23 protein-coding genes are annotated in these 26,452 nt (G+C 74.4%); 8 read left to right on the top strand and 15 right to left on the bottom strand.

Annotation, left to right across the window (positions count from 1 at the left end):
- Window positions 1–164: 164 nt before the first annotated feature.
- From IE245_RS13625 to IE245_RS13605, 5 genes are all read right to left on the bottom strand, one after another.
- Entirely contained in the window at window positions 165–1,259 is a 1,095-nt protein-coding gene (locus IE245_RS13625) for a HAMP domain-containing sensor histidine kinase (RefSeq protein WP_189947083.1), read from the bottom strand.
- Window positions 1,256–1,990, bottom strand: a complete 735-nt coding sequence (locus IE245_RS13620; protein ID WP_189947082.1) for a response regulator transcription factor — start codon at window positions 1,988–1,990, stop codon at window positions 1,256–1,258. The genes IE245_RS13625 and IE245_RS13620 overlap by 4 nt, the downstream gene beginning before the upstream one ends.
- A 60-nt stretch (window positions 1,991–2,050) precedes the next feature.
- A complete protein-coding gene (locus tag IE245_RS13615) occupies window positions 2,051–2,734 on the bottom strand; it encodes a spermidine synthase family protein (RefSeq protein WP_189947081.1) in 684 nt (227 codons plus the stop codon).
- Window positions 2,735–2,861: 127 nt separating this feature from the next.
- Window positions 2,862–3,374 carry a hypothetical protein gene (locus tag IE245_RS13610; RefSeq protein ID WP_189947080.1) on the bottom strand — a complete coding sequence of 171 codons (513 nt, stop codon included), beginning with the start codon at window positions 3,372–3,374 and terminating at the stop codon, window positions 2,862–2,864.
- A 106-nt stretch (window positions 3,375–3,480) separates the two neighbouring features.
- Window positions 3,481–3,837 carry a pyridoxamine 5'-phosphate oxidase family protein gene (locus IE245_RS13605; protein ID WP_308436607.1) on the bottom strand — a complete coding sequence of 119 codons (357 nt, stop codon included), beginning with the start codon at window positions 3,835–3,837 and terminating at the stop codon, window positions 3,481–3,483.
- 130 nt (window positions 3,838–3,967) lie between these two features.
- Here IE245_RS13605 and lon point away from each other — a divergent pair, with 130 nt between their 5' ends.
- Window positions 3,968–6,379 carry an endopeptidase La gene (lon, locus tag IE245_RS13600; protein ID WP_189947079.1) on the top strand — a complete coding sequence of 804 codons (2,412 nt, stop codon included), beginning with the start codon at window positions 3,968–3,970 and terminating at the stop codon, window positions 6,377–6,379.
- A 136-nt stretch (window positions 6,380–6,515) separates the two neighbouring features.
- Here lon and IE245_RS13595 read toward each other — a convergent pair whose 3' ends face one another.
- The 3 genes from IE245_RS13595 to IE245_RS13585 all read right to left on the bottom strand — a co-directional run bounded on the left by IE245_RS13595 (window position 6,516) and on the right by IE245_RS13585 (window position 10,061).
- Window positions 6,516–7,670, bottom strand: coding sequence for a glutamate--cysteine ligase (locus IE245_RS13595; protein WP_189947078.1), 1,155 nt, complete (start codon window positions 7,668–7,670; stop codon window positions 6,516–6,518).
- Window positions 7,671–7,913: 243 nt separating this feature from the next.
- Window positions 7,914–8,810 carry a lytic polysaccharide monooxygenase auxiliary activity family 9 protein gene (locus tag IE245_RS13590; RefSeq protein ID WP_189947077.1) on the bottom strand — a complete coding sequence of 299 codons (897 nt, stop codon included), beginning with the start codon at window positions 8,808–8,810 and terminating at the stop codon, window positions 7,914–7,916.
- A gap of 417 nt (window positions 8,811–9,227) precedes the next feature.
- Complete coding sequence (locus tag IE245_RS13585) at window positions 9,228–10,061, bottom strand: lysozyme (RefSeq protein WP_189947076.1); 834 nt, start codon at window positions 10,059–10,061, stop codon at window positions 9,228–9,230.
- 492 nt (window positions 10,062–10,553) lie between these two features.
- On the opposite strand from IE245_RS13585, the gene IE245_RS13580 reads away from it, so the two are divergent.
- On the top strand, window positions 10,554–10,964 hold the full coding sequence (locus IE245_RS13580; protein WP_189947110.1) for a MarR family winged helix-turn-helix transcriptional regulator: 411 nt from the start codon (window positions 10,554–10,556) through the stop codon (window positions 10,962–10,964).
- Here the strand turns inward: IE245_RS13580 and IE245_RS13575 are convergent.
- Window positions 10,942–11,748, bottom strand: coding sequence for a protein phosphatase 2C domain-containing protein (locus IE245_RS13575; RefSeq protein WP_189947075.1), 807 nt, complete (start codon window positions 11,746–11,748; stop codon window positions 10,942–10,944). The two genes, IE245_RS13580 and IE245_RS13575, sit on opposite strands and share 23 nt — an antisense overlap.
- Before the next feature lie 396 nt (window positions 11,749–12,144).
- On the opposite strand from IE245_RS13575, the gene IE245_RS13570 reads away from it, so the two are divergent.
- The 5 genes from IE245_RS13570 to IE245_RS13550 all read left to right on the top strand — a co-directional run bounded on the left by IE245_RS13570 (window position 12,145) and on the right by IE245_RS13550 (window position 18,266).
- On the top strand, window positions 12,145–15,147 hold the full coding sequence (locus IE245_RS13570; protein ID WP_189947074.1) for a nitrate- and nitrite sensing domain-containing protein: 3,003 nt from the start codon (window positions 12,145–12,147) through the stop codon (window positions 15,145–15,147).
- Window positions 15,144–15,665: a roadblock/LC7 domain-containing protein gene (locus tag IE245_RS13565; RefSeq protein ID WP_189947073.1), complete on the top strand. Its 522-nt coding sequence runs from the start codon at window positions 15,144–15,146 to the stop codon at window positions 15,663–15,665. Before IE245_RS13570 ends, IE245_RS13565 begins: the two co-directional genes overlap by 4 nt.
- Window positions 15,662–16,078, top strand: a complete 417-nt coding sequence (locus tag IE245_RS13560; RefSeq protein WP_169086847.1) for a DUF742 domain-containing protein — start codon at window positions 15,662–15,664, stop codon at window positions 16,076–16,078. The genes IE245_RS13565 and IE245_RS13560 overlap by 4 nt, the downstream gene beginning before the upstream one ends.
- Complete coding sequence (locus IE245_RS13555; RefSeq protein WP_189947072.1) at window positions 16,059–16,814, top strand: GTP-binding protein; 756 nt, start codon at window positions 16,059–16,061, stop codon at window positions 16,812–16,814. Before IE245_RS13560 ends, IE245_RS13555 begins: the two co-directional genes overlap by 20 nt.
- A 213-nt stretch (window positions 16,815–17,027) precedes the next feature.
- The gene (locus IE245_RS13550; protein WP_189947071.1) at window positions 17,028–18,266 is read left to right on the top strand and encodes a styrene monooxygenase/indole monooxygenase family protein; all 1,239 of its coding nucleotides are present in this window, start codon (window positions 17,028–17,030) and stop codon (window positions 18,264–18,266) included.
- Here IE245_RS13550 and IE245_RS13545 read toward each other — a convergent pair.
- From IE245_RS13545 to IE245_RS13530, 4 genes are all read right to left on the bottom strand, one after another.
- Window positions 18,236–19,696: a C40 family peptidase gene (locus IE245_RS13545; RefSeq protein WP_189947070.1), complete on the bottom strand. Its 1,461-nt coding sequence runs from the start codon at window positions 19,694–19,696 to the stop codon at window positions 18,236–18,238. The two genes, IE245_RS13550 and IE245_RS13545, sit on opposite strands and share 31 nt — an antisense overlap.
- A gap of 89 nt (window positions 19,697–19,785) precedes the next feature.
- A complete protein-coding gene (locus tag IE245_RS13540) occupies window positions 19,786–20,055 on the bottom strand; it encodes a DUF8847 domain-containing protein (RefSeq protein WP_189947069.1) in 270 nt (89 codons plus the stop codon).
- Between the two features lie 37 nt (window positions 20,056–20,092).
- Window positions 20,093–20,815, bottom strand: a complete 723-nt coding sequence (locus tag IE245_RS13535) for a TetR/AcrR family transcriptional regulator (RefSeq protein WP_189947068.1) — start codon at window positions 20,813–20,815, stop codon at window positions 20,093–20,095.
- A 72-nt stretch (window positions 20,816–20,887) separates the two neighbouring features.
- A complete protein-coding gene (locus IE245_RS13530; RefSeq protein ID WP_189947067.1) occupies window positions 20,888–21,823 on the bottom strand; it encodes an AurF N-oxygenase family protein in 936 nt (311 codons plus the stop codon).
- A 168-nt stretch (window positions 21,824–21,991) separates the two neighbouring features.
- Between IE245_RS13530 and IE245_RS13525 the strand changes: the two genes are divergently transcribed.
- A complete protein-coding gene (locus IE245_RS13525) occupies window positions 21,992–23,107 on the top strand; it encodes a ferritin-like domain-containing protein (protein WP_189947066.1) in 1,116 nt (371 codons plus the stop codon).
- 91 nt (window positions 23,108–23,198) lie between these two features.
- Here IE245_RS13525 and IE245_RS13520 read toward each other — a convergent pair whose 3' ends face one another.
- Window positions 23,199–24,857: a penicillin-binding transpeptidase domain-containing protein gene (locus IE245_RS13520; RefSeq protein ID WP_229851260.1), complete on the bottom strand. Its 1,659-nt coding sequence runs from the start codon at window positions 24,855–24,857 to the stop codon at window positions 23,199–23,201.
- Window positions 24,854–26,245 carry an FtsW/RodA/SpoVE family cell cycle protein gene (locus tag IE245_RS13515; protein ID WP_189947065.1) on the bottom strand — a complete coding sequence of 464 codons (1,392 nt, stop codon included), beginning with the start codon at window positions 26,243–26,245 and terminating at the stop codon, window positions 24,854–24,856. Before IE245_RS13515 ends, IE245_RS13520 begins: the two co-directional genes overlap by 4 nt.
- Window positions 26,246–26,452: the final 207 nt, after the last annotated feature.

Below are 26,452 nucleotides of genomic sequence, written 5' to 3'. Positions count from 1 at the left end.
GTCACACTTGACGGCGTGTTTCGATGCCATGAATGGCGGGAAACAACCGTGGTTCCGCTTCTGTGAGGGTACGGAAAAGCCCGGGCCGCGGCCTCCTTCGGCCGCTCCCTGACCACGTCTGCCCATGAACACGCAGAACGTTCGCTTCCGGTTCGAACCCTACGTCAATCGAGAAGGGGAAGGCTGCCTGGAAGAGTGACCCGGATCCGGCATCCACGTGAGGATTCGGCCACGCCGATCCCGCCACCGTGGAGATCCACCGCCCAGCGCGCGATCGCCAGACCGAGCCCCGTGCCGCCGTCGCTCCCCGGCCCCTGCCGGTCCGGGGCCGTGCCGCGGTTGAACCGCTCGAAGACCTTGTGCCGCTCCGACTCCGGGATGCCGGGGCCCTCGTCCTCGACCACCAGCTCAAGCGACTCCGGGTACGGGCCGCGCCGGGCCCGCACCGTCACGCGCCCGTGCGGCGGCGAGTGCTTCACGGCGTTGTCGATCAGGTTCGCCATCACCTGGTGCAGCCGCTCCACGTCCGCGTACGCCGTCAGGTCGGACGGCGACACGTCCAGGTGCAGGTGCACGTCCGTGCGCCGGTGCAGACCGGACGTCGACGGCAGCCCGCGCTGCGCGGCGGCCAGGTTCGCCTCCCGCAGCACGCCGGACAGGTAGGGCCACACCTCGAAACGGCGCGCCCGCAGCTGTACGACACCGTTGTCGAGCCGCGACAGGTCGAGCAGCGTCTCCACGAGGCGGCCCAGCCGCTCCGTCTGCTTCAGCGCCGAGCGCATCGTCTCCGGGTCGGCCTCCGAGACCCCGTCGACCACGTTCTCCAGCACGGCCCGCAGCGCCGCGATCGGCGTGCGCAGCTCGTGCGAGACGTTGGCGACCAACTCCTTGCGGTGCCGGTCCACCGCCTCCAGGTCGTCCGCCATGCGGTTGATCGTGGAGGCCAGGTCGCCCAGCTCGTCCCGGCGGTCCGCGCCCCGCACCCGCCGCGAGAAGTCGCCCCGCGAGATCGACCCCGCCACCGTGTTCATCTCGTCCAGCGGCGCCGTCAGCGACTGCGCCACGAACTGGGTGATGAGCAGCGTCGCGATCATCGCGAAGATCGTGATGTACCGGAACTCGGTGGACGTACGGATCGCCACCAGGGCCAGTCCCGAGGTCAGCAGCACCGCGCCGACGACCAGCGCCCCCAATTTCGTCTTGATCGAGATCGCGATCCGGCGCCTGGACCCCCCCGGGCGCCGCGCCGGCCGGTTCACGACGCCGGGGTCTCCAGCGCGTACCCCACGCCGTGCACCGTACGGATCCGCTCGGCGCCGATCTTCCGGCGCAGCGCCTTGATGTGGCTGTCCACGGTCCGGGTGCCGGAGGCGTCCGCCCAGTCCCACACCTCGGCGAGCAGCTGCTCCCGGGAGAGCACCGCGCGCGGGGTGCCGGCCAGACAGACCAGCAGGTCGAACTCGGTCGGGGTCAGGTGCACGTCCTCGGTCCGCACCCGGACCCGGCGCTGCGCGTGGTCGATCTCCAGGTCGCCCAGGCGCAGGATCCCGCTGCGCGGGGTCACGGCGGCGAGCGCCGCCCGCTCCACCCGGCGCAGCAGCACGTGGACCCGGGCGGCCAGCTCGCGCATGGAGAAAGGCTTTGTCATGTAGTCGTCTGCGCCGACGCCGAGCCCGACCAGCATGTCGGTCTCGTCGTCCCGGGCGGTGAGCATCAGCACCGGCACCGGACGCCGGGCCTGCACGCGCCGGCAGACCTCCAGGCCGTCGAAGCCGGGCAGCATCACGTCGAGGACCATCAGGTCCGGCTGCCAGGCCTCGGCCGCCTCCACGGCCGCGGGGCCGTCGGTGGCCGTCTGCACCAGGAAGCCCTCGGCGCGGAGCCGGGCGGAGACCGCCTCCACGATCGTCGCGTCGTCCTCGACGACCAGGACGCGCCGCTGGGCCCCCGGAGTCGCCGCACCCTGATGACCGGTGTGTGTCTGCTCCATTGCCCCGCCTCGCGTCGCCGATGTCGGTGCAGCAGCCTAGAGGTACCCGCGGCGTCCCGGCTACGCAGGCCTGATGCCGAGGTGGACCGCGTCGGGGACGCCCCGGGCAACGGTGACCTCTTCGGTCCGTACCCCGCTGAATCCGGCATTCCGCAAGGACTCTTCGAAATCGGCGGACGGCCGGGCCGACCACACGGCGAGCACCCCGCCGGGGTTCAGGCGGGCCGCGCAGGACGCCAAACCCCTTGCTCCGTAAAGGGATTCGTTGTCCTCGGTGACGGTCCAGTCCGGTCCGTTGTCGATGTCCAGGCAGAGCGCGTCGTAGGTGTCGGAGGTCGTCTCCAGGTACGCCACGAGGTCCGTGTGCAGGATCACGGTCCGCGCGTCGGCGAGGGCGCGGCCGGACAAGGAGGCGAGCGGGCCGCTCCGGTGCCAGTCGATGATCGCCTCCTCCCGCTCGACCACCGCGATCCGGCCCCAGCGCGGGTCGGCGGCGGCGTGCGCCAGCGAGAAGCCGACGCCTAGCCCGCCGATCAGGACGGACGCGCCCACGCGCGCGTGCTCGGGCAGCGCCTCCATGGCCGCGTCGACGAGCATCCGCTCGGAGCGTCCGTCGGAGGTGTCCATCAGAAAGGTGCCGTTGGCGATGATCTCGAAGTCGGTACGGTCCCCGGCGTCGCGGCGCCGCAGGACGACTTCGCCGTACGGGCCCTCGCGGCGGTCGAGGGTGACGGGGCTGTTCATGGGCGGTCACTCCGTGTCTCGTCGTGTCGGTACGGGCGTCTCCGCCATCCTCGCGGAGCCCGGCCGGCCGGGACAAACACGTTGCGGAGTCGCGAAGTCACGGAGTGACGCCCGAGCGCCGCCCGGTTCAGGGGGAGGTCGGCGGGCCGCCCTCGGGGAGGGCGTCGAAGACGCGCTGGAGGGCGGCGGGGCGCTCGCCGTCGCCCGCGACGACCGTCCGGTCGTGGTGCGTCACCGTGTACTGGAAGCCGTCGGCGACCGGCCGCCCGCTCGGCCGCTCGGGCACGCGCGCGTAGGCGGGGTCTTCGAGCGCGGCCCGCAGTCCGGCGAGACCGTCGGCCTCCATCCGCCCCGTCCGCGGCTCCTTGTCCCGGGAGCGCAGGGTCCAGGACCCGTCCTCGCGCACGGTGAGCCGGTTGTCCACGCCGGCGAAGCCGCCGCTCACCGCGACCTCCACGAGCACGGCCCCGGACCGCGGTTCCGTCGCCTCCGCCGGGGCGCCCGTGCTCGCGCCGCTCTTCCCGCCGCCCGGGACCGGCGGCACGTCGGCGTCCGCGCACCCGCCCGCGCCCAGCACCAGCGCCGCCACGACCCCCGGCACCGCACCCCACACCCGTCGACGCCCCACCGCATGCTCCATGCGCCCGAGCATGCCCGCCCCCGTGCCCCGGCGCAGCCGGAACACGCCACGCGCCGTCACCACGAGAGGTCCCTCAGCCGTGGCGGCCGGTCGGGCTCGAAGCGGATCATCCCCGCCTCCGGGTCCTCCAGCGCGTCGGCGAACCGCGCGGGCCACGCTCCTCGGGCCCGAGGTAGCGGACGAGCTTCCGTGCCGCCCGCCCCCGGTCCAGCGGCACGGGCCGGGCCGTCCCACGGCACGTCACCGCGTGCACCCGCCCCGCCGCCGGGTCGCAGGTGTCGACGACCAGCGCCGCCCGGGGATCCGCCTCGACCAGCCGGCGCAGGCGTGCGTACCCGCCGGTCAGCCACCAGAAGGCCCCCTCCTCCCAGAGGAACCACACCGGCCGCACGGTCGGCCCGTCGGGCCCGGCCGTCGCCACCCGTGCCACCAGGGGGCGCGCCAGGAACTCGTCCACGTCCATGAGGTCACGCTCGCCGCTCCCGGGCGGGCCGATCCGGGTGATCGCTCACAGCGAACAGGCCCCGGGGAACATTCCCGAGCTCACATGCATTGAGTCGGCATAACTCAACTTGACTGCCGAAGGGGAGATCATGGCTTCTGAGTCCAAGCCGTCCGTGCCGCTGACGCTGCCTGTGCTGCCGCTCGACGACGAGGTCGTGCTGCCCGGGATGGTGGTTCCGCTCGACCTTTCCGACAACGACGTGCGGGCCGCGGTCGAGGCCGCCCAGGCCGCGGCCCGGGGCGGCGGCGGGAAGCCCCGGGTGCTCCTGGTGCCGCGGGTGGACGGGACGTACGCCGGGACCGGCGTGCTCGGGATCGTCGAGCAGGTCGGGCGGCTGTCCGACGGCGACCCGGGGGCGCTCATCCGCGGCATCGGACGGGTGCGGATCGGGGCCGGGACGACCGGGCCCGGCGGGGCGCTGTGGGTCGAGGGGACCGTCGTCGAGGAGACCGTGCCCGACCCGCTGCCCGGTGCCGTGACCGAGCTGGTCACCGAGTACAAGGCGCTCGCCACCACCTGGCTCAAGAAGCGCGGCGCCTGGCAGGTCGTGGACCGGGTGCAGCAGATCGACGGCGTCGGCGCCCTCGCCGACAACTCCGGGTACTCGCCCTTCCTCACCGTCGAGCAGAAGGTGGCGCTCCTGGAGACCACCGACCCCGTCGCCCGCCTCAAGCTCGCCACCGCCCAGCTCCGCGAGCACCTCGCCGAGCAGGAGGTCGCCGAGACCATCGCCAAGGACGTCCAGGAGGGCGTCGACAAGCAGCAGCGCGAGTTCCTCCTCCGCCGCCAGCTCGAAGCCGTCCGCAAGGAGCTGCGCGAGCTCAACGGCGAGAAGGACGGCGAGGAGTCCGACGACTACCGCGCCCGCGTCGAGGCCGCCGACCTGCCCGAGTCGGTCCGCGAGGCCGCCCTCAAGGAGGTCGACAAGCTGGAGCGGTCCAGCGACCAGTCGCCCGAGGGCTCCTGGATCCGGACCTGGCTCGACACCGTCCTCGAACTGCCGTGGAACGAACGGACCGAGGACCGGTACGACATCCAGGGCGCCAAGGCCGTCCTGGACGCCGAGCACGCCGGCCTGGAGGACGTGAAGGAGCGCATCACCGAGTACCTGGCCGTGCGCAAGCGGCGCGCCGAGCGCGGGCTCGGCGTCGTCGGCGGCCGCCGCGGGGGAGCCGTGCTCGCCCTCGTCGGGCCGCCCGGCGTCGGCAAGACCAGCCTCGGCGAGTCCGTGGCCCACGCCATGGGCCGGAAGTTCGTGCGCGTCGCCCTCGGCGGCGTCCGCGACGAGGCCGAGATCCGCGGCCACCGGCGGACCTACGTCGGCGCCCTGCCCGGCCGGATCGTCCGGGCGATCAAGGAGGCCGGGTCCATGAACCCCGTCGTCCTCCTCGACGAGATCGACAAGGTCGGCTCCGATTTCCGCGGCGACCCCGCCGCGGCCCTCCTCGAAGTCCTCGACCCGGCGCAGAACCACACCTTCCGCGACCACTACCTGGAGGTCGAACTCGACCTCAGCGACGTGGTCTTCCTCGCCACCGCCAACGTGCTCGAAGCCATCCCCGAGGCCCTGCTCGACCGCATGGAGCTGGTCCGCCTCGACGGCTACACCGAGGACGAGAAGGTCGTCATCGCCCGCGACCACCTGCTGCCCCGGCAGCTGGAGCGGGCCGGCCTGGAGACCGGCGAGGTGACGATCGACGAGGCCGCGCTGCGCAAGCTGGCCGGGGAGTACACCCGCGAGGCCGGCGTCCGCACCCTGGAGCGGGCGGTCGCCCGGCTGCTCCGCAAGGTGACGGCCCAGCACGAGCTCGGCGACCGCGAGCTGCCGTTCACGGTCACGCCCGAGGACCTGCGGGAGCTCATCGGGCGCCCGCACCACGTGCCCGAGTCCGCCCAGGACCCGGCCGAGCGGCGCACGGCCGTCCCCGGCGTGGCCACCGGACTCGCGGTGACCGGCGCGGGCGGCGACGTCCTCTTCGTGGAGGCGTCCCTCGCCGACCCGGAGACCGGCGGCGCCGGACTGACCCTCACCGGCCAGCTGGGCGACGTGATGAAGGAGTCCGCGCAGATCGCGCTCTCCTTCCTCCGCTCGCACGGCGCGGAGCTGGAGCTGCCCGTCACCGGCCTCAAGGACCGGGGCGTGCACATCCACTTCCCGGCGGGCGCGGTCCCGAAGGACGGCCCGAGCGCGGGCATCACGATGACGACGGCGCTGGCCTCGCTCCTCAGCGGCCGGCTCGTCCGCACCGACGTGGCCATGACCGGCGAGGTCTCCCTCACCGGCCGGGTGCTGCCGATCGGCGGCCTGAAGCAGAAGCTGCTCGCCGCGCACCGGGCCGGGATCACCACCGTGGTCATCCCCAAGCGGAACGAGGCCGACCTGGACGACGTCCCGGCGGAGGTCCTGGAGAAGCTGGAGGTCCACCCGGTGACCGACGTCCGCCAGGTCCTGGAGATCGCCCTGGCCCCGGCGGAGGTCCCGGTCCCGGTGGCCGCCTGATCCGCCCCGGCACCGACGGGGCCCCCGGCACGCGCGCGTGCCGGGGGCCCCGGGCGTTCGGGCCGGAGCCGTACGGGCCCCGCCGGCGTGCACGACGGAGCCGTACGACCGCCCGGGTCCGGAGCCGTACGACCGTTCACGCCGGGGTCGTACGGCGCACGGCCTCCACGATCACCGAGGCCAGCGTCGGGTCCCCGGCGCGGGCGGCCCGCTGGAGGTCCGCGCCGGTGCCCCGGACGAGGAGGCGCGCCACCCCCGCCTCGGCGCGTTCCCGGTCGCCCGCCGCCTCCAGGGCGGGGCGCACGTGGTCGAGCAGGGCGTGCAGGACCTCGTCGGCCGGGCGCGGCCGCCAGCTGCGCGGGTCGAGCAGCTCGCCGCCGAGGCCGTACCGGCTGGCCCGCCAGGCCGCGAGCCGCAGGACGACCGTCGAGACCGGGTCGGGGAGCCGGCCCTGCCGCCACTCCCGGGCCGCGGTCTCCACCAGGGCGCGGCTCAGCACCGCGAGCAGGACCGTGTCCTCCAGGTCGAGGCAGACGTCGCCGACGCGGATCTCCACGGTGGGGTAGCGGCGGGAGAGCCGGGCGTCGAAGTAGACCATGTGGTCGTCGATCAGCACGTCGCTGGCGAGCATCTCGCGCGTGGTCCGCTCGTACGTCTCCACGTCCCCGTACAGCTCGCTCGGGCCGGACATCGGCCAGCGCTGCCACAGCTGGTGGCGCCAGCTGGCGTAACCGGTGTCGACGCCCTGGAAGTAGGGGGAGTTGGCGCTGAGTGCGAGGAGCGGGGCGAGCCAGGGGCGGATCCGGTCCAGGACGCCCACGCCCTCCTCGGCGGAGGCGAGGTGGACGTGGACGTGACAGGCGCAGGCGAACTCCTCGTCGACGAGGTGGGCGTACCGGTCGTGGATCCGGCGGTACCGCTCGTCGGGGGTGAGCAGCGGACCGAAGTCCATCGGCGCCGTCGCGAGGGCCGCGACGGCCACCCCGGCCTCCTCGGCGGCGGCCGCCGCCGCCAGCCTGGCCCGGCGCAGCTGGTCGGCGAGCTGGGCCGTGGTGGTGCAGGGGAGGGTGCCGATCTCCAGCTGCTCGGCGTACAACTCGGGCTTCGCCGGTTCCGGTGCCTCGGCGTGGCGCGGCCCGGCGCCGGCGTGCCAGGCGGCGATCTCGGTGACGGTGCCGGAGAGGGGCTGGGGGAGTCCGGTGTCGGGATCGACCAGGAGGAGCTCCTCCTCCACCCCGAACGTGCGCAGCCCTTCCCCGCGGTGGTAGACCCACCGCTGCTGGTTCCGCATGGAGCGCTCTCCTTCACGGGCGGACGGTGGTGCGCTGACGGCCGTTCGAACAGAGCTTTCACCAAGGCTGTCCACGAACGTCCCGTCTTCCACCCGTCCCGGTGCAGATGGCGCGAAATCGCCCCCCGGAGCGGGCTCCGGGGGGCGAAGGGGCGGGAGGAGGGGGCGGGCTTCCCCCGGGGGCCGTCGGAGGGGCGGGACGGGCCCCCGTCCCGCGCTCCTGTCCCGCCGGGCCTCCCGCTCCTAGGAGCCGGAGGGGGCGGAGGGAGCGGAGGAGCCGCGGCGGCGGCCCAGGAGCAGGCTGCCCGCGCCGAAGACGGCGAGCGCGCCCGCGCCGGCCAGGGCCGCCGGCAGCGGGGAGGCGGGGGCGGCGGAGGCCTCGGCGGAGAGCGCCGGGGGCAGCTCGTCGCCGCCGTGGCCGGCGTGGCTCACCGTGGACAGCTCGGCGCCGGCGGCCAGTTCGGCCTCGGTGGGCGCCTCGGCCTTGGCGGCGGTGGCCGCGGCGGTGGTGCCGAAGGTGACGTCCGAGCAGCTGTAGAACGCCTCGGGGCTGTCGTTGCGCTGCCACACCATGTAGACGACGTGGCGGCCGGTGCGCGCGGGCAGGTTGCCGGAGAAGGAGTAGTAGCCGTCGGTGGCGGTGCGGGGGGTGTTGTACACGGCCGCCGGGGTGGCGTCGAGGTCCGACCACTTCAGCGGCTGCGTCGGGTCGAAGCCGGCCTTGGTGACGTACATCGTCATCGTGCCGGAGTGGGCGGCCGTGGCGCGGATCCTGAAGTCGAAGGGGCCGGACTTCACGGGGGTGGCGGCCCAGTCGGTGCGCGCCCAGTCCAGGGCCCGGTACTTCGCGCGGTTCGCCGAGCAGAGCTTGCCGTCCGGGATGACGGCCTTGTGGTTGCCGTCGGCGTTGGCGATGTTGACCTCGTTCCAGTCGTAGAGCGGCTGGGTGCCGGAGTCGGCGACGAGGTCCTTGCAGACCTGCGAGTCGGGACTCTCGGGGCCTTCGGCGAAACAGGCGGCGATCCTGCTCACGGGGTTGAAGACGGCTCCGTGGGCGGCGGCGGTCGTGGGGGTGAGGCCGACGAGGGCGGCGGCGGACAGGGCGGCGACGCCGGCGGCGGTACGGCGGGAGGACGGCATGCGGGGGCTCTCTCTCGTGCGTGGGGGAGTACGGAATGAGCAACGCGCGCGGGGCGCACGGAAGTTGACTCCCGTGCGGCCGGGTAGAGACTCGCATTGGTCCATACCAATCGGCAAGGGGGTGCGCCGAAAAAGCCCCCGACTGCGGCGAGTGGCGGCCCCGGGGCGGAGAAGGTGGCCCCCCGGGGGCGGCGGAGGCGGCCGGGGGCGGCGAAGGCGGCCGGGGGTGGGGAGGGCGGCCCGGGGGTGGGGAGGGCGGCCCGGGGGTGGGGAAGGCGGCCCCGTCTACGGCGAACGGCGGCGCCGGGGGCGGAGAAGGCGGCCCTGCCTGCGGCGAACGGCGGCCCCCGGGGACGGCGAACGGCGGCCCCGGGGGCGCCGCCGCGCCCCCGGAGCCGCCGTCCTCCGCGCCGGACGTCAGCCGTTGGCGAGCGCCTGGACGCGGGAGAGGTCGCCGTTGAAGTGGTTGTGGTCGCCGACCGTCGGGCCGGACGAGGTGTACTGCCACATCGTGTAGTACGGCCAGCCGGCCGGGAGTTCGCCGACCTCGGAGGCGTACCGCGCGATCCACAGCGGGTTGGTCGAGGCGAAGCCGGAGTAGTTGCCGGTGCACTGCTTCCACCAGCTGGTCGCCGTGTAGATGACGGCGTCGCGCCCGGTGCGGGCCTTGTACCGGTTCAGGAAGTCGCGGATCCAGGCGACCATCCCGGTCTGGGTCTTGCCGTAGCAGGTGGCGCCGTACGGGTTCCACTCGATGTCGAGCACGCCGGGCAGGGTCTTGCCGTCCTTGGACCAGCCGCCGCCGTTGTTGACGAAGTAGTCGGCCTGGGCGGCGCCGGTCGTCGTGTCCGGGGTGGCGAAGTGGTACGTGCCGCGGATCATGCCGACGTTGTACGAGCCGTTGTACTGCTGCGTGAAGTAGGTGTTCTTGTAGTAGGTGCCCTCCGTCGCCTTGACGTAGGCCCACTTGACGCCGCTGTTCCAGAGGGTCGACCAGGCGACGTTGCCCTGGTGGCTGGAGACGTCGACGCCCTCCGTCCAGGTGGCGAGGGCGGAGACGCCGCCGGAGGGGGCCGCGCCGCGGCCGTCGTGCTTGAGGACGCCCATGCCCATGTGGGCGGTGCCGCGCGCGGGGACGGAGGCGCGGGCGCCGGGGTCGGCGGCGCCCGCCGGGCCGGCGAGGGGCAGGACGAGGGCGGTGGCCGCGAGGCCGGCGAGCAGGGAGAGGGGGACGGATCTGCGCACACGCATGGCGTGACTCCCGGGGGTGGAAGTGGTGTGGACATGTCAGTCACGTGCTCGACGGCGACTCTACGCACGTAGACAGGGCGGTGGAAGAGGCCCCGGGTTCCGTCGTTGGTCTACTCCTGCGAAATACTGAAGGAGCTGCGGAGATGCCCGTGGCGGCGGGAAACTTTCAGCCGACGAAACACGCGCGGGAGGTGCGGGGTGCACGCAGGCGGCACGACCGGCGAAGACGACGCCCCGCCGGCCCCGGACCCCGGCGCGACCCGATCCGGGAGCGCTCCCGGCGCGGGGACGGCTTCCACGTCTGGGGACGCTCCCGGCGGAGGGGCGGCTTCCGTGTCCGGGGACGCTCCCGGCGCAGGGGCGGCTTCCGTGCCCGGGGCCGCTCCCGGCGCGGAGGAGGCTCCCGCATCCCGGGCCGCCCCCGGCGCAGGGGCGTTTCCCTCGTCCGGGCGGGCCCCCGCGGGCGGGCCGGCCGAGCGGGAGTTCCTCGCCCTGGAGCGGGAGCTCGCGGTGTTCCTGCGGCGGGCCCGGGCCCAGTCGGGGGAGATGGCGCGGGAGGTGCACCCGGAGCTGGAGTCGTCCGCGTACGGCCTGTTCGTACGGCTCGACGACGCCGGGCCGCAGCGGGCCACCGAGCTCTCCGCCTACTTCGGCGTCGGCAAGGCCACCATGAGCCGCCAGCTGCGCGCCCTCGAACAGCTCGGCCTGGTCGCCCGCGACCCCGACCCCGCCGACGGCCGCGCCTCCCTGGTGCGGCTCACCGACGAGGGCCGCGACCGCTTCCGGCACGTCCGGGACGCCCGCCGCGAGCGGTACGTCCGCAAGCTCGCCGACTGGGACCGGGCCGAGGTCGCCGAGCTGGCCCGGCTGCTCCACCACTTCAACCAGCGCTCCGAGGGCTGACCCCCGCCCCTCGGAACTCCACGTACACGGCCGTCGCGTCGTCGTGACGCTTTCCGCGCCGCCCGCCGGCGTCCGTCGCCTCCAGGGCCCGGACCCGCTGGAGCAGCCCCGCCGGGCCCTCCTTCGCGAGGACGCCCGCGCACTCCGCCCAGTCGCCCGCGCCGAACCGCTCGACCCAGCGGCTCGCCCCGTCCGTGAGCGCCGCGAGCGCCCGCACCTCCTCCAGCGGGGTCGTGCCGGTCACCGCCCGCTCCGCCACCGACGGGTCCGCGGCCGCCGTGAAGAAGCCGCCCTCGCGGTTGCGCAGCCGGTCCGCCGCCTCGTGCGTACGCAAAGCCTCCCGGGGGATCCGGTCCAGCCGGTCGTCCACCACCGCCCGGACCGCGCCGTCCGGCGCCCGGAGCAGCAGTACCGAGTCCGAGAGGACCAGGTGCTCGACCGCGGTCGCGTCCCACCGCGCGAGCACCACGGTCGCCTGAGGCGTACGTACGTGAGAAAGGTCACAGGTGTCCGAGTGGAGCTCCGCGGTGCGCCGGATTGCCAGCGCCAGGATCTCGGCCAGTGTCAGATCGGCCCGGGAAGCGGACAGTTCGGTCAAAGCGCCGCCGAGTCGCGCGGTGAACCACGGCACCGTGTGCACACAACCCACCCCGCCCGCGGGGGGTGTGACGCCGTCCAGCAGGACGAGCGTCCCACCGCCGCCCGAGGCGGGCAGAGCTGCGGCGGCCCAGTCCTCGTTGGGCCGTTCGGGACTGCCGGGAAGGGTGGCGACCTCGCTGCGCATGATGTCCAGTGTGCCCGGCTCGCGCGGTCCCTTCACAACACCTGCAAAGGGACGAAAATGGCCTGTACCAACCGGCCGTGGGCGTCGGAGGGGGCGGAATCGCGAGCTCCGGCGAGCTGCGGGCGGGCATCCTGCCAAAGGCCGCCCCGAAGATCCAGCCGGGGGCCGTCGGGGCCCGCCGAAGGGCCCCGGCCGAAGTTGTTCGCCAACTCCGGATTGTTGTTCACTCGTTCGGGTGGCGGAGCGGCCGATGCCCGTCCCCTGCCGAGAAGCGCTGGAATGGTCGGAAGCCGTACCAGGGGTGGGGGCGGAACCTCGTGACCGGCCGTCACCTCTGCTGTGTGGGCGGACGAGTCAAGAATGCGAGCACCGGTGCAGAAGAAGCGGCCTCGGAGCATGAACGGCGCGCGGAGCCAGACCCCCGGTGAGCCGCCGAACCCCGGCACCACGCCGAGCACCCCCGGTGTCACGCCGAGCACCCCCGGCACCGGCGCCGGCACCGCGCCGGACACGGGAAGCGCGCCGGGAAGCACACCCGCCGCAGGCACCCCCGTGGCCGCGCCCGCCGGCGCCCCCGCGAAGACCCCCGGCGGCCGTTCCAAGCGCGTCCGCACCCGCCTCGTCGCCGGGGTCGCCCTCGTCGGCGCCATCGTCCTCGGCGCCGGCGCCCCCGCCGTCCTCACCGCCTCCACCGAGCTCAACGAGTCCCGGCGCCTGGTCACCCTCGCCGAGCTCGACCGGCAGGCCGTCACCCTCGCCCACTCCCTCGCCGACGAGCGCGACGAGGTCGTCGCCTTCGTCGCCGCCGGCCGCGAGGAGCAGACCGGCCCCAAGAAGAACCGGCGGGTCCTCACCCCCGCCAAGTCGGCCCGCGTCGACCGGCAGATCGACGAGATCCGCCCGGCCGCCTCCGACGCGCTGCGCCGCGAGCTCGCCGGCGTCGCCTCCGTCCGCCGCGCCGCCGTCACCGGCAAGGGCACGGCCCTGGAGGCCCACAAGGCGTACAGCGACGTCATCGCCTCCCTCCAGGGGCTCGCCGACGAGCTCGCCGAGCGCACCCCGCCGCGCGCCACCGCCCCCGGCGCCACCGGCACCACCCGGGCTCCCGCCGACCTCGGCCGCGCCGTCGAACAGGCCTCCTCCGCCCGGGGCCTGCTGATCGCCGCGCTCGTCACCCCGCAGCCCGAGTCCACCGGCGAGCTCCGCTACGACGCCACCACCGGCACCTACGTCGCCGACGAGCCCGAGGGCAAGGAGGAGGCCGAGCGCGCCCGCGACCAGCTCAGCGCCGCCGCCCAGCAGGCCCGGGTCCGCGAACTCGCCGCCCTCGGCGACTTCGACCGCTCCGCAGGGCCCGCCGCCCGCGACTCCCTCGCCGCGACCGTCACGGGGCCCGAGGTCAAGACCGCCGAGCTGGCCCTCGGCCGGCTCACCGACCAGCCCGCCCTCACCGAGGCCGAGACCCGCACCTCCCCGCCCGCCCTGGAGGCCGCGCTCTCCGCCCGGATCGAGCAGATGCGCGGCGTCGAGTCCTCCCTCGCGGCCAAGCGGGTCGAGCGGCTCACCGCCCTGCGCGACGACGACGTCACCGCGCTCGAACTGCGCCTCGCCCTCCTCGGCGGCTGCCTGCTGCTCGCCGTCGGCGTCTCCACCTACGTCGCCCGCAGCCTCACCCGGCCGCTCTCCGTGCTCCGCCGCGGCGCCGACCGGCTCGCCGCCGCACCCGAGCCGGCCGCCGAGGAAGCCGTCCGCTTCACCGGCCGCAACGACGAGTTCGCACAGGTCGTCCGCTCCCTCAACAGCCTCCACGGCCGACTCGCCGCCCTCTCCGCGCACACCGGCCGGCTCACCGGCGAGCGGGCCGGCCTGGTCGCCGCCCAGGAGGCCGCCGAGGCCGAGCTCGCCGCCCAGCGCGCCGAGCTCCAGGGCCGGATCGCCGTCCTCACCGCCGACCTCGAACGGCTCCGGGACACCGTCCACCACACCTTCGTCAACCTCTCGCTGCGCAGCCTCGGCCTCGTCGACCGCCAGCTCGCCGTCATCGAGAAGCTGGAGGAGCGCGAGCAGGACCCGGACCGCCTCGCCACCCTCTTCAAGCTCGACCACATGGCGACCGTCATGCGCCGCCACAGCGAGAACCTGCTGGTCCTCGCCGGCCACGAGCACGTCCACGGCCACGCCGGCCCGGTCCCGCTCGTCGACGTGCTGCGCGCCGCCGTCAGCGAGATCGAGCGGTACGAGCGGGTCACCATCCAGTCGCTGCCGCCGCACGCCCAGCTCGCCGGCTTCGCCGCCGACGACCTGAGCCACCTCGTCGCCGAGCTCCTGGAGAACGCCACCTCGTTCTCCCCGCCGGACGCCGAGGTCCAGCTCTCTGGCTGGCTCCTGGAGACCGGCGAGGTCATGCTCTCCGTCCAGGACTCCGGCATAGGGATCCCCGAGCACCGGCGCGCCGACCTCAACGCCCGGCTCGCCGCCGCCGACCCGGAGGCCTTCGAGGGCGAGGGCCTCGGCATGCGGGTCGTCTCCCTGCTCGCCGCCCGCCACGGCGTCGGCGTCGAGCTGCGCGAGCAGAAGCCGGGCGGCACGGCCGCCGTCGTGGTGCTGCCGCTGCCGCTGCTGCCGACCGCGCCGCCGGCGGCCGTCGCCGAGCCGGTACGGATCGCCGGCACCGGCCCCGTACCGGTCCTCCACCTTCCCGGCTCCGAGGCCGAGGCCAACTCCAACACCCTCCCGTCCCGCACCCGCGACCCGCTCGTGGAGGCGGCGGAACGCGCCTTCCAGCAGACGCGGCCCGAACCGGCGGCGCCGGAGCACGGGTCCGAGCAGACCCACGAGCCCGAGCCCGCGCCCGAGCCGGTGTACCAGGCCGAGCCCGAGCCGGCGTACGAGTCCGAGCCCGCGCCGGCGTACGAGCCCGAGGCGCCCGCCCCGGAGCCGTACGAGCACGTCGAGACCACCGAGCGGCAGCCCGCCGAGCACGTCGAGCCCGCCGAGCACGTCGAGTCCGTCTCCGAGACGACCCTCCAGGTGCGGCTCCCCGACCCGCCGCCCGAGCCGGACAGCCACGAGCGGGCCGCCGAGGCGCCCGTCGCGGCCGTGCCGGAGCAGGCGGGACCGGCCGACGAGGCACAGGTGCCGGGGCCGCGCCCCGCGCAGTGGGAGCGGGTCACCGACAAGGGCCTGCCCAAGCGGACCCCCCAGGTGGTCCGGGCGCCGTCCGCGCCCTCCGCGCCCCGGCGGGGCTCGGTCGACGCCGAGGCGCTCCGCCGCCGGCTCGGAGGCTTCCACCAGGGCGCCGTGGCCGGACGCCGGGACGTCGAGGCGGAGATAGCCGCCGAGAGCACCACGCGCACAGAGGAGATGACGGGGGACACAGTCGAGGAGGCACGCAGTTGACCGCCACGGGAACGAGCACCACGAGCACGACCGCGCCGGCCGGCGCCTACGGATTGAGCACGGAGGCCCGCAACCTGCAATGGCTGCTGGGCAACCTCGTGGAGGAGGTGCCCGGCGTCCGCTCGGTCGCCGTCGTCTCCTCCGACGGGCTCCTGCTGCTCTCCTCCGACCCCGAGGAGCGGCCCGGCGCCGCCGATGACGGGCACGCCCGCCCCCGCGGCCCGCGCGGCTCCAGCGCCGACCTGGCCACCATCGTCTCCGGCATCGGCAGCCTCACCGTCGGCGCCGCGCGCCTGATGGAGGGCGGCGGGGTGAAGCAGACCATGGTCGCCATGGAGGAGGGCAGCGTCTTCGTCATGTCGATCAGCGACGGCTCGCTGCTCGGCGTGCACGCCGAGCCCGACTGCGACATGAGCGTCGTCGCCTACCACATGGCGCTCTTCGTCGGCCGGGCCGGACACGTCCTCACTCCCGAAGTCCGCAGCGAGCTGCGCAAGTCGATGGAGGGCCCCCGGTGACCTCGCTGACCGCCGCGGGCCACCGGCTGCCGGTGCGCGGCGAAGGACGGCGCCCCGCGCGCGTGCGCCCGTACTCGCTGACCGGCGGCCGCACCCGCTTCGGACACGTGCTGCTCGTGGAGACCTTCGTGGCCGCCCTGGAGGCGCCGCTCGCCCGCAAGGTCCTCACCGACGGCGGCCCCGGCGCGCGCGGGCTCATGCCCGAGATGCGCGCCATCGTCGAGATATGCCGCCGGATGCGGACGGTGGCGGAGATCTCGGCCCTCCTCAAGATGCCGTTGGGTGTCGTCCGGGTGCTGCTCAGCGACCTGGCCGACCAGGGAAAGATCCGCGTGTACGGGACCGGTCACGACACCGGCCAGCCCGACCGCGCGCTCCTCGAAAGGGTGCTGAGTGGACTCCGCCGTCTCTGACGCCACCGCCGTCGACACCGCCGTCGACACCCCCGCCGCCGCTCCGGCGGAGGCCGTGCCCGCCGCCGCGATCCCCGTCCAGCCCGGGCCCGTCGGGGGGACCGGCGACGCCGGCCCGGGGAAACCCGACCCCGCCGGGGAGCCCGATCCCGAGGACGGCGCGCAGGACTGGCAGCTCGACCACTCCCGCGCCCCGATCGCGACGAAGATCGTGGTCGCGGGCGGCTTCGGCGTCGGCAAGACCACCTTCGTCCGCGCGGTCTCGGAGATCACCCCGCTCCAGACCGAGGCGCTGATGACCCGGGCCAGCGAGGAGACCGACGACCTCACGGCGACCCCGGACAAGCTCACCACCACCGTGGCGATGGACTTCGGCCGGATCACCCTCGACAACGACCTGGTCCTGTACGTCTTCGGCACGCCGGGACAGCAGCGCTTCTGGTTCATGTGGGACGACCTGGTGCGCGGCGCGATCGGGGCGATCGTGCTCGCCGACACCCGCCGGCTCACCGACTGCTTCCCCGCGCTCGACTACTTCGAGAGCTGCGGCCTGCCCTACGTCGTCGCCGTCAACCACTTCGAGGGCACCGAGCGGTTCGAGCCGGAGGACGTCAGGGAGGCCCTGACGATCACCGCCGACGTCCCCGTGGTGATCATGGACGCGCGCAAGCGCTACAGCGTGGTCGAGACGCTCCTCGCCATGGTCGAGCACGCGCTCTCCACCACACCCGAATAGCCACATCCGAATAGCCACACCCGAAGAGTCACACCCGAAGAGCCGCGCCCGAGCAGCCGCGCCCGAGCCGGCACGTTCGAACATCCACACCCGAACAGTCACGCCCGCGTGGCAACTTCCGAGTCCCCCGAGTCCCCCGGGTCCCCCGAGTCGCCACGCCCGGGACGCCGCCCCCGCCGCCCCCTCCCCCCGTTCTCGCCAGGAGCACCACCCATGCGGAAGATCCTCATAGTCGGCGCCGGACAGTCCGGTCTCCAGCTCGCCCTCGGCCTCCAGTCCCAGGGGTACGAGGTCACCCTGATGTCGAACCGGACGGCGGACGAGATCCGCTCCGGCCGCGTCATGTCCACGCAGTGCATGTTCGACACCGCGCTCCAGCACGAGCGCGACCTCGGCCTGAACTTCTGGGAGTCGCAGGCCCCGCGGATCCAGGGCCTCGGCGTCTCCGTCGCCGGACCGGAGTCGGCCCGGGTCGTCGACTGGGTCGGGAAGCTCGACGGCTACGCCCAGTCCGTCGACCAGCGCGTGAAGATGGCCGGCTGGATGGAGACCTTCGCCCAGCGCGGCGGACAGCTCGTCATCCACGGCGTGGCCGTCGGCGACCTCGACTTCTTCGCCCGCCGCTACGACCTGGTGCTCGTCGCCGCGGGCAAGGGCGAACTGGTCTCCATGTTCGGCCGGGACGCCGAGCGCTCCCCGCACACCGAGCCGCAGCGCGCCCTCGCCGTCGCGTACGTCCACGGCCTCGGCCCGCGCCCCGAGCACCCGGACTTCGACGCGGTCCGCTGCAACCTCGTGCCCGGGGTCGGCGAGCTGTTCGTGATGCCGACGCTCACCACCGGCGGCCGCGCCGACATCCTCTTCTGGGAGGGGATCCCCGGCGGCCCCGTCGACGCCTTCCGGGGCGTCAAGGACCCCTCCGAGCACCTGGCGCTCACGCTGGAACTGATGGAGAAGTACACCCCCTGGGAGTACGCGCGCGCCACCAAGGTCGAACTCACCGACGCCTGCGGCACCCTGGCGGGCCGTTACGCCCCCACCGTCCGCAACCCCGTCGGCCACCTGCCGGGCGGCGGCCTGGTCCTCGGCGTCGCGGACGTCGTCGTCGCCAACGACCCGATCACCGGGCAGGGCTCCAACTCCGCCGCCAAGTGCGCCGCGGCCTACCTCGCCGCCATCGTCGAGCACGGCGACCGGCCCTTCGACGAGGCGTGGATGCGCTCCGCCTTCGACCGCTACTGGCGGACCGCCGAGCCCGTCACCAAGTGGACGAACGCGATGCTGGCGCCGCCGCCGGAGCACGTCCTGAACCTGATCGGCGCGGCCGGCGAGCTCCAGCCGATCGCCGACCGCTTCGCCAACGGCTTCAACGACCCGGCCGACTTCGAGAACTTCTTCTTCGACCCGGAGAAGGCCTCCGCCTACCTGGCCTCGCTGGCTCCCGGCGCCTGATCCGGAGCCGCCCCCGCACGGTCGTACCCCTCGTCCGACCCCTCCCGAGCACCGTCCGGGAGGTCGGGCGGGGTGTACGACTCCAGGGGCGTCCCGGCCGGGTCCGGGCGTACGGCCCCGAGCAGCGGGTTCGCGGCGACGGGGGAGACCTTCACCCGGGCGCCGGGGCGCGGGGCCTGCACGACCAGGCCCTCGCCCAGATAGAGGGCCACATGGGTGGCGTCGGGGAAGTACACCACCAGGTCCCCGGGCCGCAGCTCGTCGAGCCCCACCCGGGGCAGCTCCGCCCACTGCTCCTGGCTGGTCCGCGGGATCGCCCGGCCGGCCGCCGCCCAGGCCCGCTGGGTGAGTCCCGAGCAGTCGTACGCCTCCGGTCCCTCGGCCCCCCACTCGTACGGCTTCCCGAGCTGCCCGACCGCGAAGCGCAGCGCCTCCGCGCCCGCCCGGGACGGGGTGCGGGCGGGGCCGAGGACGCCGGAGTCGAGGAGCTCGCGCTGGGCGCCGGCCGTCTGCTCCCGCTCCAGCTCGGTGAGGCGCGCCAGCTGCTCGGGGGTGAGCGCGGCGAGCAGCGCCTCGACCTCCGCGAGCTTCTTCCGGACCTCGTCCCGGCGGGTCCGCTGCCGTGCGGCGAGGGTCCGCTGCCGGTCGAGCGCGGTCCGCGAGGCACCGGCCAGGTCCGCGGCCCGGCGTTCGGCGGCGCGCAGCCGGGGGAGGGCGGAGGCCCGGTCGCGGGCCGTCCGGTCGAGGAGGTGCCGCGCGTCGAGCGCCGACTGGGGGTCGGGGGCGAAGAGCAGCCGCAGCGGCGAGGCGTACGAGGTCCGCCCCTGGTACTGCTCCCGGGCGAGCCGCCCCGCCTCCGTCCGCCCGCGCGCGAGGGCGGTGCGGGCGGTCTCCAGGTCGGCGGTGAGCCGCCGGGTGTCGGCCTGCTGGACCTTCAACGCCTCCTCCGCGGCGTTGTACCGCTCCGTGGCCTCCTCCGCCTCCCGGTAGAGGGTGCGGAGCCGGGCGAGCAGAGCGGCGACGGAGCCCCCGCCGGCGGGCGGCAGGGCCGCGGCGTCGTCGACGGCGGACGCCCCTGCCTCGGCCTCCTCGGTCTCGGCCCGCCCGGCCTCGGTCTCCTCGGCGGCGGCTCCCTCGGGTTCGGCCTCTTCCGCTTCGGCCCCCTCTGCTTCGGCCCCCTCTGCTTCGGCCCCCTCTGCTTCGACCACCTCGGCTTCGACCTCCTCCGCTTCGGCCGACCCGGCTTCGGCGTCCGCCACGCTGTCCGGGTCCACCGGCCCGACGGGTTCCGCCGCGGGGTCCGCCAGGGCGAGCGGCGCGAGGGGCGCGGGCGGTTCGGGCGGCGGGGGCGCGGCCACCGCCGGGCCGGTCAGGACCGTCAGGGCGGCCAGGGCTCCCGTACAGACCGTGCGCAGCAGCCTTCGCGACACGTCACCACCACCTCCAGAGCGGGCTCCGGAGGCATCATGACGCGTCAATTCATCCGATTACCGTACGGATCGGGGTGCGGCGCCCGGTGTCACCCGTTCGGCTTCGACCACGGCCACTTCAGCTCGCGCCGCTCGCGGCCCTCGGGGGCGTACTCGTAGACCCAGCCGCGCTGGAGCCCGAGTCGCCGGGTGTGGCCGGCCGGTTCGCGGCGGTACGTGTGGAGCACGGGCGGCCGGCCGTCGTGGGCCGGGACCGGCACCTCGTACCACTTCGGCGGGTGGCCGGTCATGCCGAGCAGGATGGGCAGCACCCGCCCGTCGAGGGGGCCGCCGCGGAAGGGGGTGTTCTCGCTTCTCACCCCACCAGTCTCTCCCGGCCGCGCCCGTCGCGGGGGGTCACAGCAGGTGCGCGGCCTCGCCGGCGAGCGGCACGAGCCGTCCGGCCAGGTCGGCGACGGGCCCGTCGGCCCGCTCCTGGGCGAGCAGCCGCCGGACGACCCCGGCGGTCTCCGGATCGCGCGCGGAGCCGGCCGCCAGGACGGCGACCAGGTGGTCGACCAACCAGTCGCGCAGCTCGTCGGCTGGCGGCCGCTTGCCGTCGTCCAGCCAGATGAGCGAGGCCGCCTCGACCGCCGCGATCCAGGTGCGGACCAGCATCGCGAGCCGCGGGCCCGGCCGCTCCGCACCCAGGTGCAGGAAGATCTGCGCGGCGGCGGCCCGCCGCACCTCGTCCACGATCGACGTGGTGTTGGAGGTCTCGACGACGCTGCCGCCGCGCAGCAGCGCGCTGAAACCGGCGTCGTGGCCGTCCACGAAGGCGAGGTAGCGGTCGAGGACCCGGCCGAGCCGCTCGGTGGGCGGCCCGTCCTCGGGCTCGGCGAAGCACCGGTCCAGGGCGTCGGCGGAGGAGCGCAGCGCGGCCTCGTACAGCTGCTGCTTGCCGCCGGGGAAGTAGCGGTAGACCAGCGGCCGGGAGACCCCGGCCGCCTCGGCGACGTCGTCGAGCGACACGTCCTCGGGGGCCCGGTGCGCGAAGAGCCCCAGCGCGGCCTCCAGGAGCTGGCCGCGCCGCTCCTCGACGCTGAGCCGGCGGTACGCGGGAGAGGCGGCGCTCGTCATGGCGGCAGCGTAACCCCGGTGCCTCCCGCTCCGGACCCCCTTCCCGCACCCCGCGGGAGGGGCGGGGTCCCGTCAGGCCAGCAGGCCCGACGAGCGCCAGAGGCGGCGGCCGGGGCCGCGCAGGACGCCGATGTCGTCGAGGAAGTCGGTCAGGCGCTTGGCGCCGGCCTGCATGACCTCCCGGCGGTGGCCGCTCGCCCGGACCTCGGCGACCGCCTGCCGGCGGTCCAGGCCCACCGCGTCGTAGACGGCGGGGTTGACGAAGCAGGTGGAGAAGACGCGGGCGGCCTCGCCGCAGCTCAGCCGGGTGAACTCCCGCTCCCAGCGGGGCGCCGTCACCATCTGGCGGCGCAGCTCCTCGCGGGCGTACCGCACGTGCCGGGCCTCCTCGACCACGTGGATCCGGGTCACCCCGCGCACCAGCGGCTGGATCCGCTCGTCCGGGAAGGTCAGCCGCTGCATCCAGTCCAGGATCTCCTCGCCGAGGAGGGTCGCGGCGAAGGAGCCGGGGGTGGTGGAGACGGTCTTCAGGACGCGGGCGAGGTTGTGGTAGACCCGCGGCACGGGATACTCGCCGGTCCCGCTCTTCCGGATCAGCCGGGCGAACATCATCGAGTGCCGGCACTCGTCCGCGATCTCGGTGAGCGCGTAGCCCACGTGACGGCTGGTCAGCGGCTTGTCGTAGATGTGCCGGACGAGCAGCTGCATCAGGATGACCTCGAACCAGACGCCGAGCGAGGCGAGCGAGGCGGCCTCGTGGCGGGAGAGGTCGATCCGCTGCTCCTCGGACATCCGGCTCCACAGCGGGGTGCCGTAGAGGGAGACCAGCTCCGGCGGCCAGTACCACTTCCCGGGTTCGAAGGGCGCGTCCCAGTCGAGCTCGGTGTCGGGGTCGTACGAGTGCTTGCGGGAGGCCTCCAGGAGCCGTTCGGCGAGCCGCTCGCGGTCGCGGAGCGGCCCGAGCGCGTCCCGCAGCCGGGTGAAGTCGGGCTCGGTGAAGGGGCTCATGGCGGGACACCTCGCAGGCCTCGAACGCGGAGTTACCGTCGGTCACTTGCCATCAGACTGCCCGTCGGCAAGGCCGTCAATCCCCTGCGCGCGACTTGTTGACGCTTCGTACAGCAACGTGTGAGCCTGCTGACGGCGGCAGGACGCCGGTGGCCGAAGGAGTGGTCGATGTCGACGCACGAGCTCTACGTGAACCCCCCGTCCGGACCCGGCCGGCAGATCCCGGCGACCGGCGAGGCCCGCTTCTCCTGGGAGTACGACATGGCCGGCGCCGGCCGCGAGCGGCTCCTCGCCCTCTACCAGAAGGGCAAGGACAAGCAGTGGGACGGCGCCCGCCGCATCGACTGGGACCTGGAGGTCGACCCGTACGACCCGCTCGGCACGCCCGACGAGGCGCTCGCCCTGTACGGCACCCGGCACTGGGCGAAGCTCACCGAGAAGGACAAGGGCGACCTGCGCCGCCACTACGCCGCGTGGAACTTCAGCCAGTTCCTCCACGGCGAACAGGGCGCCATGGTCTGCGCCGCGCGGATCGTCGAGTCCGCGCCCGACCTCGACGCGAAGTTCTACTCCGCGACCCAGACGATGGACGAGGCCCGCCACGCCGAGATCTACGGCCGCTTCCTCCACGACAAGATCGGGATGCTGTACCCGATCAACGACGACCTCCAGACCCTCCTCGACGACACCCTCCGCGACTCCCGCTGGGACATGCCGTACCTCGGGATGCAGGTGCTCATCGAGGGCCTGGCCCTCGCCGCCTTCGGCATGATCCGCGACACCACCGACAAGCCGCTGCCCCGGCAGATCCTCGCGTACGTCATGCAGGACGAGGCCCGGCACGTCGCCTTCGGGCGGATGGCCCTGCGCGACCACTACCGGCAGCTCACCGACGCGGAGCTGCGCGAGCGCGAGGAGTTCGTCATCGAGGGCTGCTACCTGATGCGCGACCGGCTGCGCGGGGTCGAGGTCCTGGAGAACTTCGGGATCCCGCGCAAGGAGGCGGAGGAGTTCAGCGAGCGGAGCGACTTCCTCCACCTCTTCCGGAAGCTGCTCTTCAGCCGGATCGTCCCCTGCGTCAAGGACATCGGCCTCTGGGGCGAGCGCCTCCAGAAGGCCTACCTCGACATGGGCGTCTTCGACCTCGGCGACTCCCACCTCGACCTCCTCATGGCCCAGGACGAGGAGATCGCCGACCGCCTCGACGCCGAACGCTTCGCGGCGGAGGAGCGCGCCCGGGTCGCCGAGGTGGCGGAGGCGATCGCGGAGGGCGCGAAGGAGTGACGGGCTCCGCCCGCCCGGGCCACGGCGCGGGCGGGGCACGCGGGTGCGGGGCGCGCCCGGCCCCTTCCCCGGGACGGACCGTTCCTCCGGTTCAGCCCGTTCCGCGGGTCCGGGCGTCGGAGCCCGGCGCGCCGCGCGGGCGGGTGACCGGCAGCTCCCGGGAGGGCGGCGAGGGCGCCGACTCGGGGGTTCGGGCGCCCGGTGCGCCGCGCGGGCGGGCCGGGGGCGTCGTCCCGGAGGCGCGGGGTGCGCCGAATGCGCCCGGCGCGCCCGGCGCGGCCCGGGCCTCCGCCTCCAGGCGGAGGGCCTCGCGCATGACGTCACGGGCGATCGGGGCCGCGCTGCCGCCGCCGCTGATGTCGGTGCGGGCGGCCTCCGCGTCCTCGACGACGACGGCCACCGCGACCGCGGGCCGGGCCGAGTCCTCGGCCTGGGCCCAGGCGATGAACCAGGCGTACGGGGTCCCCGTGTTGCCGAAGCCGTGCTGCGCCGTGCCGGTCTTGCCGCCGACCCGCGCCCCGGGGATCGCCGCGTTCGACCCCGTGCCCTCCTCCACCGCCCGCACCATCAGCCGCTGGAGCTGGAGCGCGGTCGAGGGGTTCATCGCCTGCCGGTAGGGGCGGCGCGGGGTGCGGTCCACGGTGGTCCCGCCGGAGGTGGTCCTCCGGTCGACCAGGTACGGCCGCGCGATCTCCCCGGTGTTGGCGACGGCCGCCGCCACCATCGCCATCTGGAGCGGCGTCGCCGTCGTGTCGAACTGCCCGATCGACGACAGCGCCAGCTGGTCCGGGCTCATCTCCCGGTCGAAGTTGGACTTCGCCACCCACGACGGCACCCGCAGCGAGGGGTCGTCGAAGCCGAACCGCTCCGCCGCGCCGACCATGCCCTCCAGGCCGACGTCCACGCCGAGCCCGGCCATCACCGTGTTGCAGGACCACTGGAGGGCGTAGGCGAGCGAGGCGTCCTCGCAGCCCCGGGCCTCGTTCGGCAGCACCTGCCGGGTGCCGGGGAGCACGAAGGGGTCGGGGGTGTCCGTCGGCGCGTCCACGTCCCGTACGACCCCGGAGTCCAGCGCCGCCGCCGCCGTCACGATCTTGAAGGTGGAGCCGGGCGGATAGGTCTGCCGCAGCGCCCGGTTGAGCAGCGGCTGGTGGGGCGAGGCGGTCAGCCGGGCCCAGGCGTCCTTCACGTCCGCACCGGTGCCGGAGAGCACCCCGGGCTCGTACGAGGGGGAGGAGACGAGTGCCAGGATCCGGCCGCTCGACGGTTCGAGCGCGACGACCGCGCCGCGCTTCCCGTCGAGCCCCCGGTAGGCCGCCTCCTGCATCGACGCCCGGATGGTCGTCACCACGTCGCCGCCAGGGGAGCGGCCCCGGGTGAGGTCGTTCCACAGCGGCAGCGGGGCGAGCACCGGATCGGTGCCGGCGAGCAGCGCGTCCTCGGCGTGTTCGAGCATCGTGGTGCCGTACGTCTGGGAGGCGTAGCCGGTCACCGGCGCGTACAGCGGGCCCCGGCGGTAGGTCCGTTCCCAGCGCAGCTGCTGCCCGCTGTCCCGGGAGCCGGTCACCGGCCTCCCGTCGACGACGATCTCGCCGCGCGGCTCGGCCCAGTGGGCGATCGCGCTCCGCCGGTTGGCCGGATTCGCGTCCAGCTCCTCGGCCTCGACGAGCATCACCCGCACCGCGTTCACCAGCAGCGCGACGAGCAGCAGGAGGCAGAGCGCGGCGGCCCGCCGGATGTACCGGATCACCGGCCCGCCTCCACCCGCGCCGGCTCCCCGGTGTCCGCGGTCTCCGGCTGCGGCGCCCGCGCCGAGTCGCTGACGCGCACGAGGAGCGCGACGATCACCCAGTTGGTCACCACCGACGAACCGCCCTGGGCCAGGAACGGCATCGCCATGCCCGTCAGCGGGATCAGCCCCATCACCCCGCCCGCGATCACGAAGACCTGGAGCGCCACGATCGACGCGAGCCCGACCGCGAGCAGCCGTCCGAAGGGGTCCCGCAGCGAGAGCCCGGCGCGGTAGCCGCGCGCCACGAAGAGCGCGTACAGCAGGAAGAGCGCGGTGAGCCCGACGAAGCCGAGCTCCTCGCCGGCCGTCGCCAGGATGAAGTCCGACTTGGTGGCGAAGCCGATGAGCACCGAGTGCCCGAGCCCCAGCCCGGTGCCGAGCATCCCGCCCGCGGCGAAGGAGAAGAGCGACTGGGCGAGCTGTCCGGGCCCCTCGCCCGCCCGGATGGAGGCGTACGGATCCAGCCAGTCCTGCACCCGGCTGTGCACATGAGGCTCGACGGAGCCGATGAGGAAGGCCCCGGCGGCGGCGAGCAGCAGCCCGATGGCGATCCAGCCGGTGCGGCCGGTCGCCACGTACAGCATGATCACGAAGAGGCCGAAGAAGAGCAGCGAGGTGCCGAGGTCCCGCTCCAGGACGAGGACGCCGACGCTCAGCAGCCAGATCGCCACGACCGGCCCGAGCACCCGCCAGGTCGGGAACTGGAACCTCCAGATCCGTCGCCCGGCGTAGGCGAGCGCGCTGAGGTTGGCCGAGAGGTACGCGGCGAAGAAGACCGCCAGCAGGATCTTCGCGAACTCCCCGGGCTGGAAGGAGAGCCCGCCGATCCGGATCCAGATCCTGGCCCCGTTCACCGCCGGGAAGAAGATCGGCAGGATCATCAGCGCCAGCGCGGCGGCCACGCAGACGTACGCGTACCCCTGGAGCGCGCGGTGGTCGCGCAGCAGCAGCACGACCACGATGAAGAGCGCGACCCCGAGCGTCGACCACACCAGTTGGGTGGTCGCCGCCTGGTCGCGGGGCGTCTCCAGGTCGAGCCGGTAGATCAGCACCAGGCCGAGCCCGTTGAGCAGCACGGCGATCGGCAGCAGGAGGGGGTCCGCGTACGGCGCCCGGAACCGTACGGCGAGGTGCGCGAGCAGCGCGAGGAGGCCGAGCCCCGCCCCGTACCGCGCGGCGTCCGGCGGCACGGCCCCGTCGTGGGCGAGGCCCACCTCGGCGTAGCCGCAGACGGAGATCAGGGCGGCGCCCAGGAGCAGGACCAGCTCCACCCCGCGCCGTTTCGGGCCCCGGACACCGGGCGGCGACACGGCCGGGGACGCGTCCGGGATCCGAGGTGCGGTCATGGTCGGCAACGTAGCAAGCCGTATGCCGTATGTCCCTTTTGTGTGACGGTGTGCCGTGAGGCTCGTCCGCCGCGCCGGGCTGTCGACCGCTTCGGCCCGCGGCGCGGCGTTCACCCCTCCGGGCGGTCCGTTCCTCAGGGCCGTTCACGCATGCGGGCCGTTCACGTGGCTCCGGGTCGTTGACGCCTCCGGGTCGTTCACGCCGTC

Origin of the sequence: Streptomyces roseolus (assembly GCF_014649855.1) — a bacterium.
In the GTDB taxonomy this organism is placed as follows: domain Bacteria; phylum Actinomycetota; class Actinomycetes; order Streptomycetales; family Streptomycetaceae; genus Streptomyces; species Streptomyces roseolus.
The sequence above is the reverse complement of the archived record's forward strand: the minus strand, read 5'-3'. Positions and strand labels throughout refer to the sequence as shown.

Coding starts and splice junctions, on each gene's coding strand:
- lon (WP_189947079.1), top strand. CDS start 3,968: ATGGCTTCTGAGTCCAAGCCGTCCGTGCCGCTGACGCTGCCTGTGCTG.
- IE245_RS13585 (WP_189947076.1), bottom strand. CDS start 10,061: ATGCGTGTGCGCAGATCCGTCCCCCTCTCCCTGCTCGCCGGCCTCGCG.
- IE245_RS13595 (WP_189947078.1), bottom strand. CDS start 7,670: ATGCGGAACCAGCAGCGGTGGGTCTACCACCGCGGGGAAGGGCTGCGC.
- IE245_RS13610 (WP_189947080.1), bottom strand. CDS start 3,374: ATGGAGCATGCGGTGGGGCGTCGACGGGTGTGGGGTGCGGTGCCGGGG.
- IE245_RS13615 (WP_189947081.1), bottom strand. CDS start 2,734: ATGAACAGCCCCGTCACCCTCGACCGCCGCGAGGGCCCGTACGGCGAA.
- IE245_RS13575 (WP_189947075.1), bottom strand. CDS start 11,748: ATGCGCAGCGAGGTCGCCACCCTTCCCGGCAGTCCCGAACGGCCCAAC.
- IE245_RS13530 (WP_189947067.1), bottom strand. CDS start 21,823: ATGAGCCCCTTCACCGAGCCCGACTTCACCCGGCTGCGGGACGCGCTC.
- IE245_RS13550 (WP_189947071.1), top strand. CDS start 17,028: ATGCGGAAGATCCTCATAGTCGGCGCCGGACAGTCCGGTCTCCAGCTC.
- IE245_RS13620 (WP_189947082.1), bottom strand. CDS start 1,990: ATGGAGCAGACACACACCGGTCATCAGGGTGCGGCGACTCCGGGGGCC.
- IE245_RS13515 (WP_189947065.1), bottom strand. CDS start 26,245: ATGACCGCACCTCGGATCCCGGACGCGTCCCCGGCCGTGTCGCCGCCC.
- IE245_RS13590 (WP_189947077.1), bottom strand. CDS start 8,810: ATGCCGTCCTCCCGCCGTACCGCCGCCGGCGTCGCCGCCCTGTCCGCC.
- IE245_RS13605 (WP_308436607.1), bottom strand. CDS start 3,837: ATGGACGTGGACGAGTTCCTGGCGCGCCCCCTGGTGGCACGGGTGGCG.
- IE245_RS13570 (WP_189947074.1), top strand. CDS start 12,145: ATGAACGGCGCGCGGAGCCAGACCCCCGGTGAGCCGCCGAACCCCGGC.
- IE245_RS13525 (WP_189947066.1), top strand. CDS start 21,992: ATGTCGACGCACGAGCTCTACGTGAACCCCCCGTCCGGACCCGGCCGG.
- IE245_RS13535 (WP_189947068.1), bottom strand. CDS start 20,815: ATGACGAGCGCCGCCTCTCCCGCGTACCGCCGGCTCAGCGTCGAGGAG.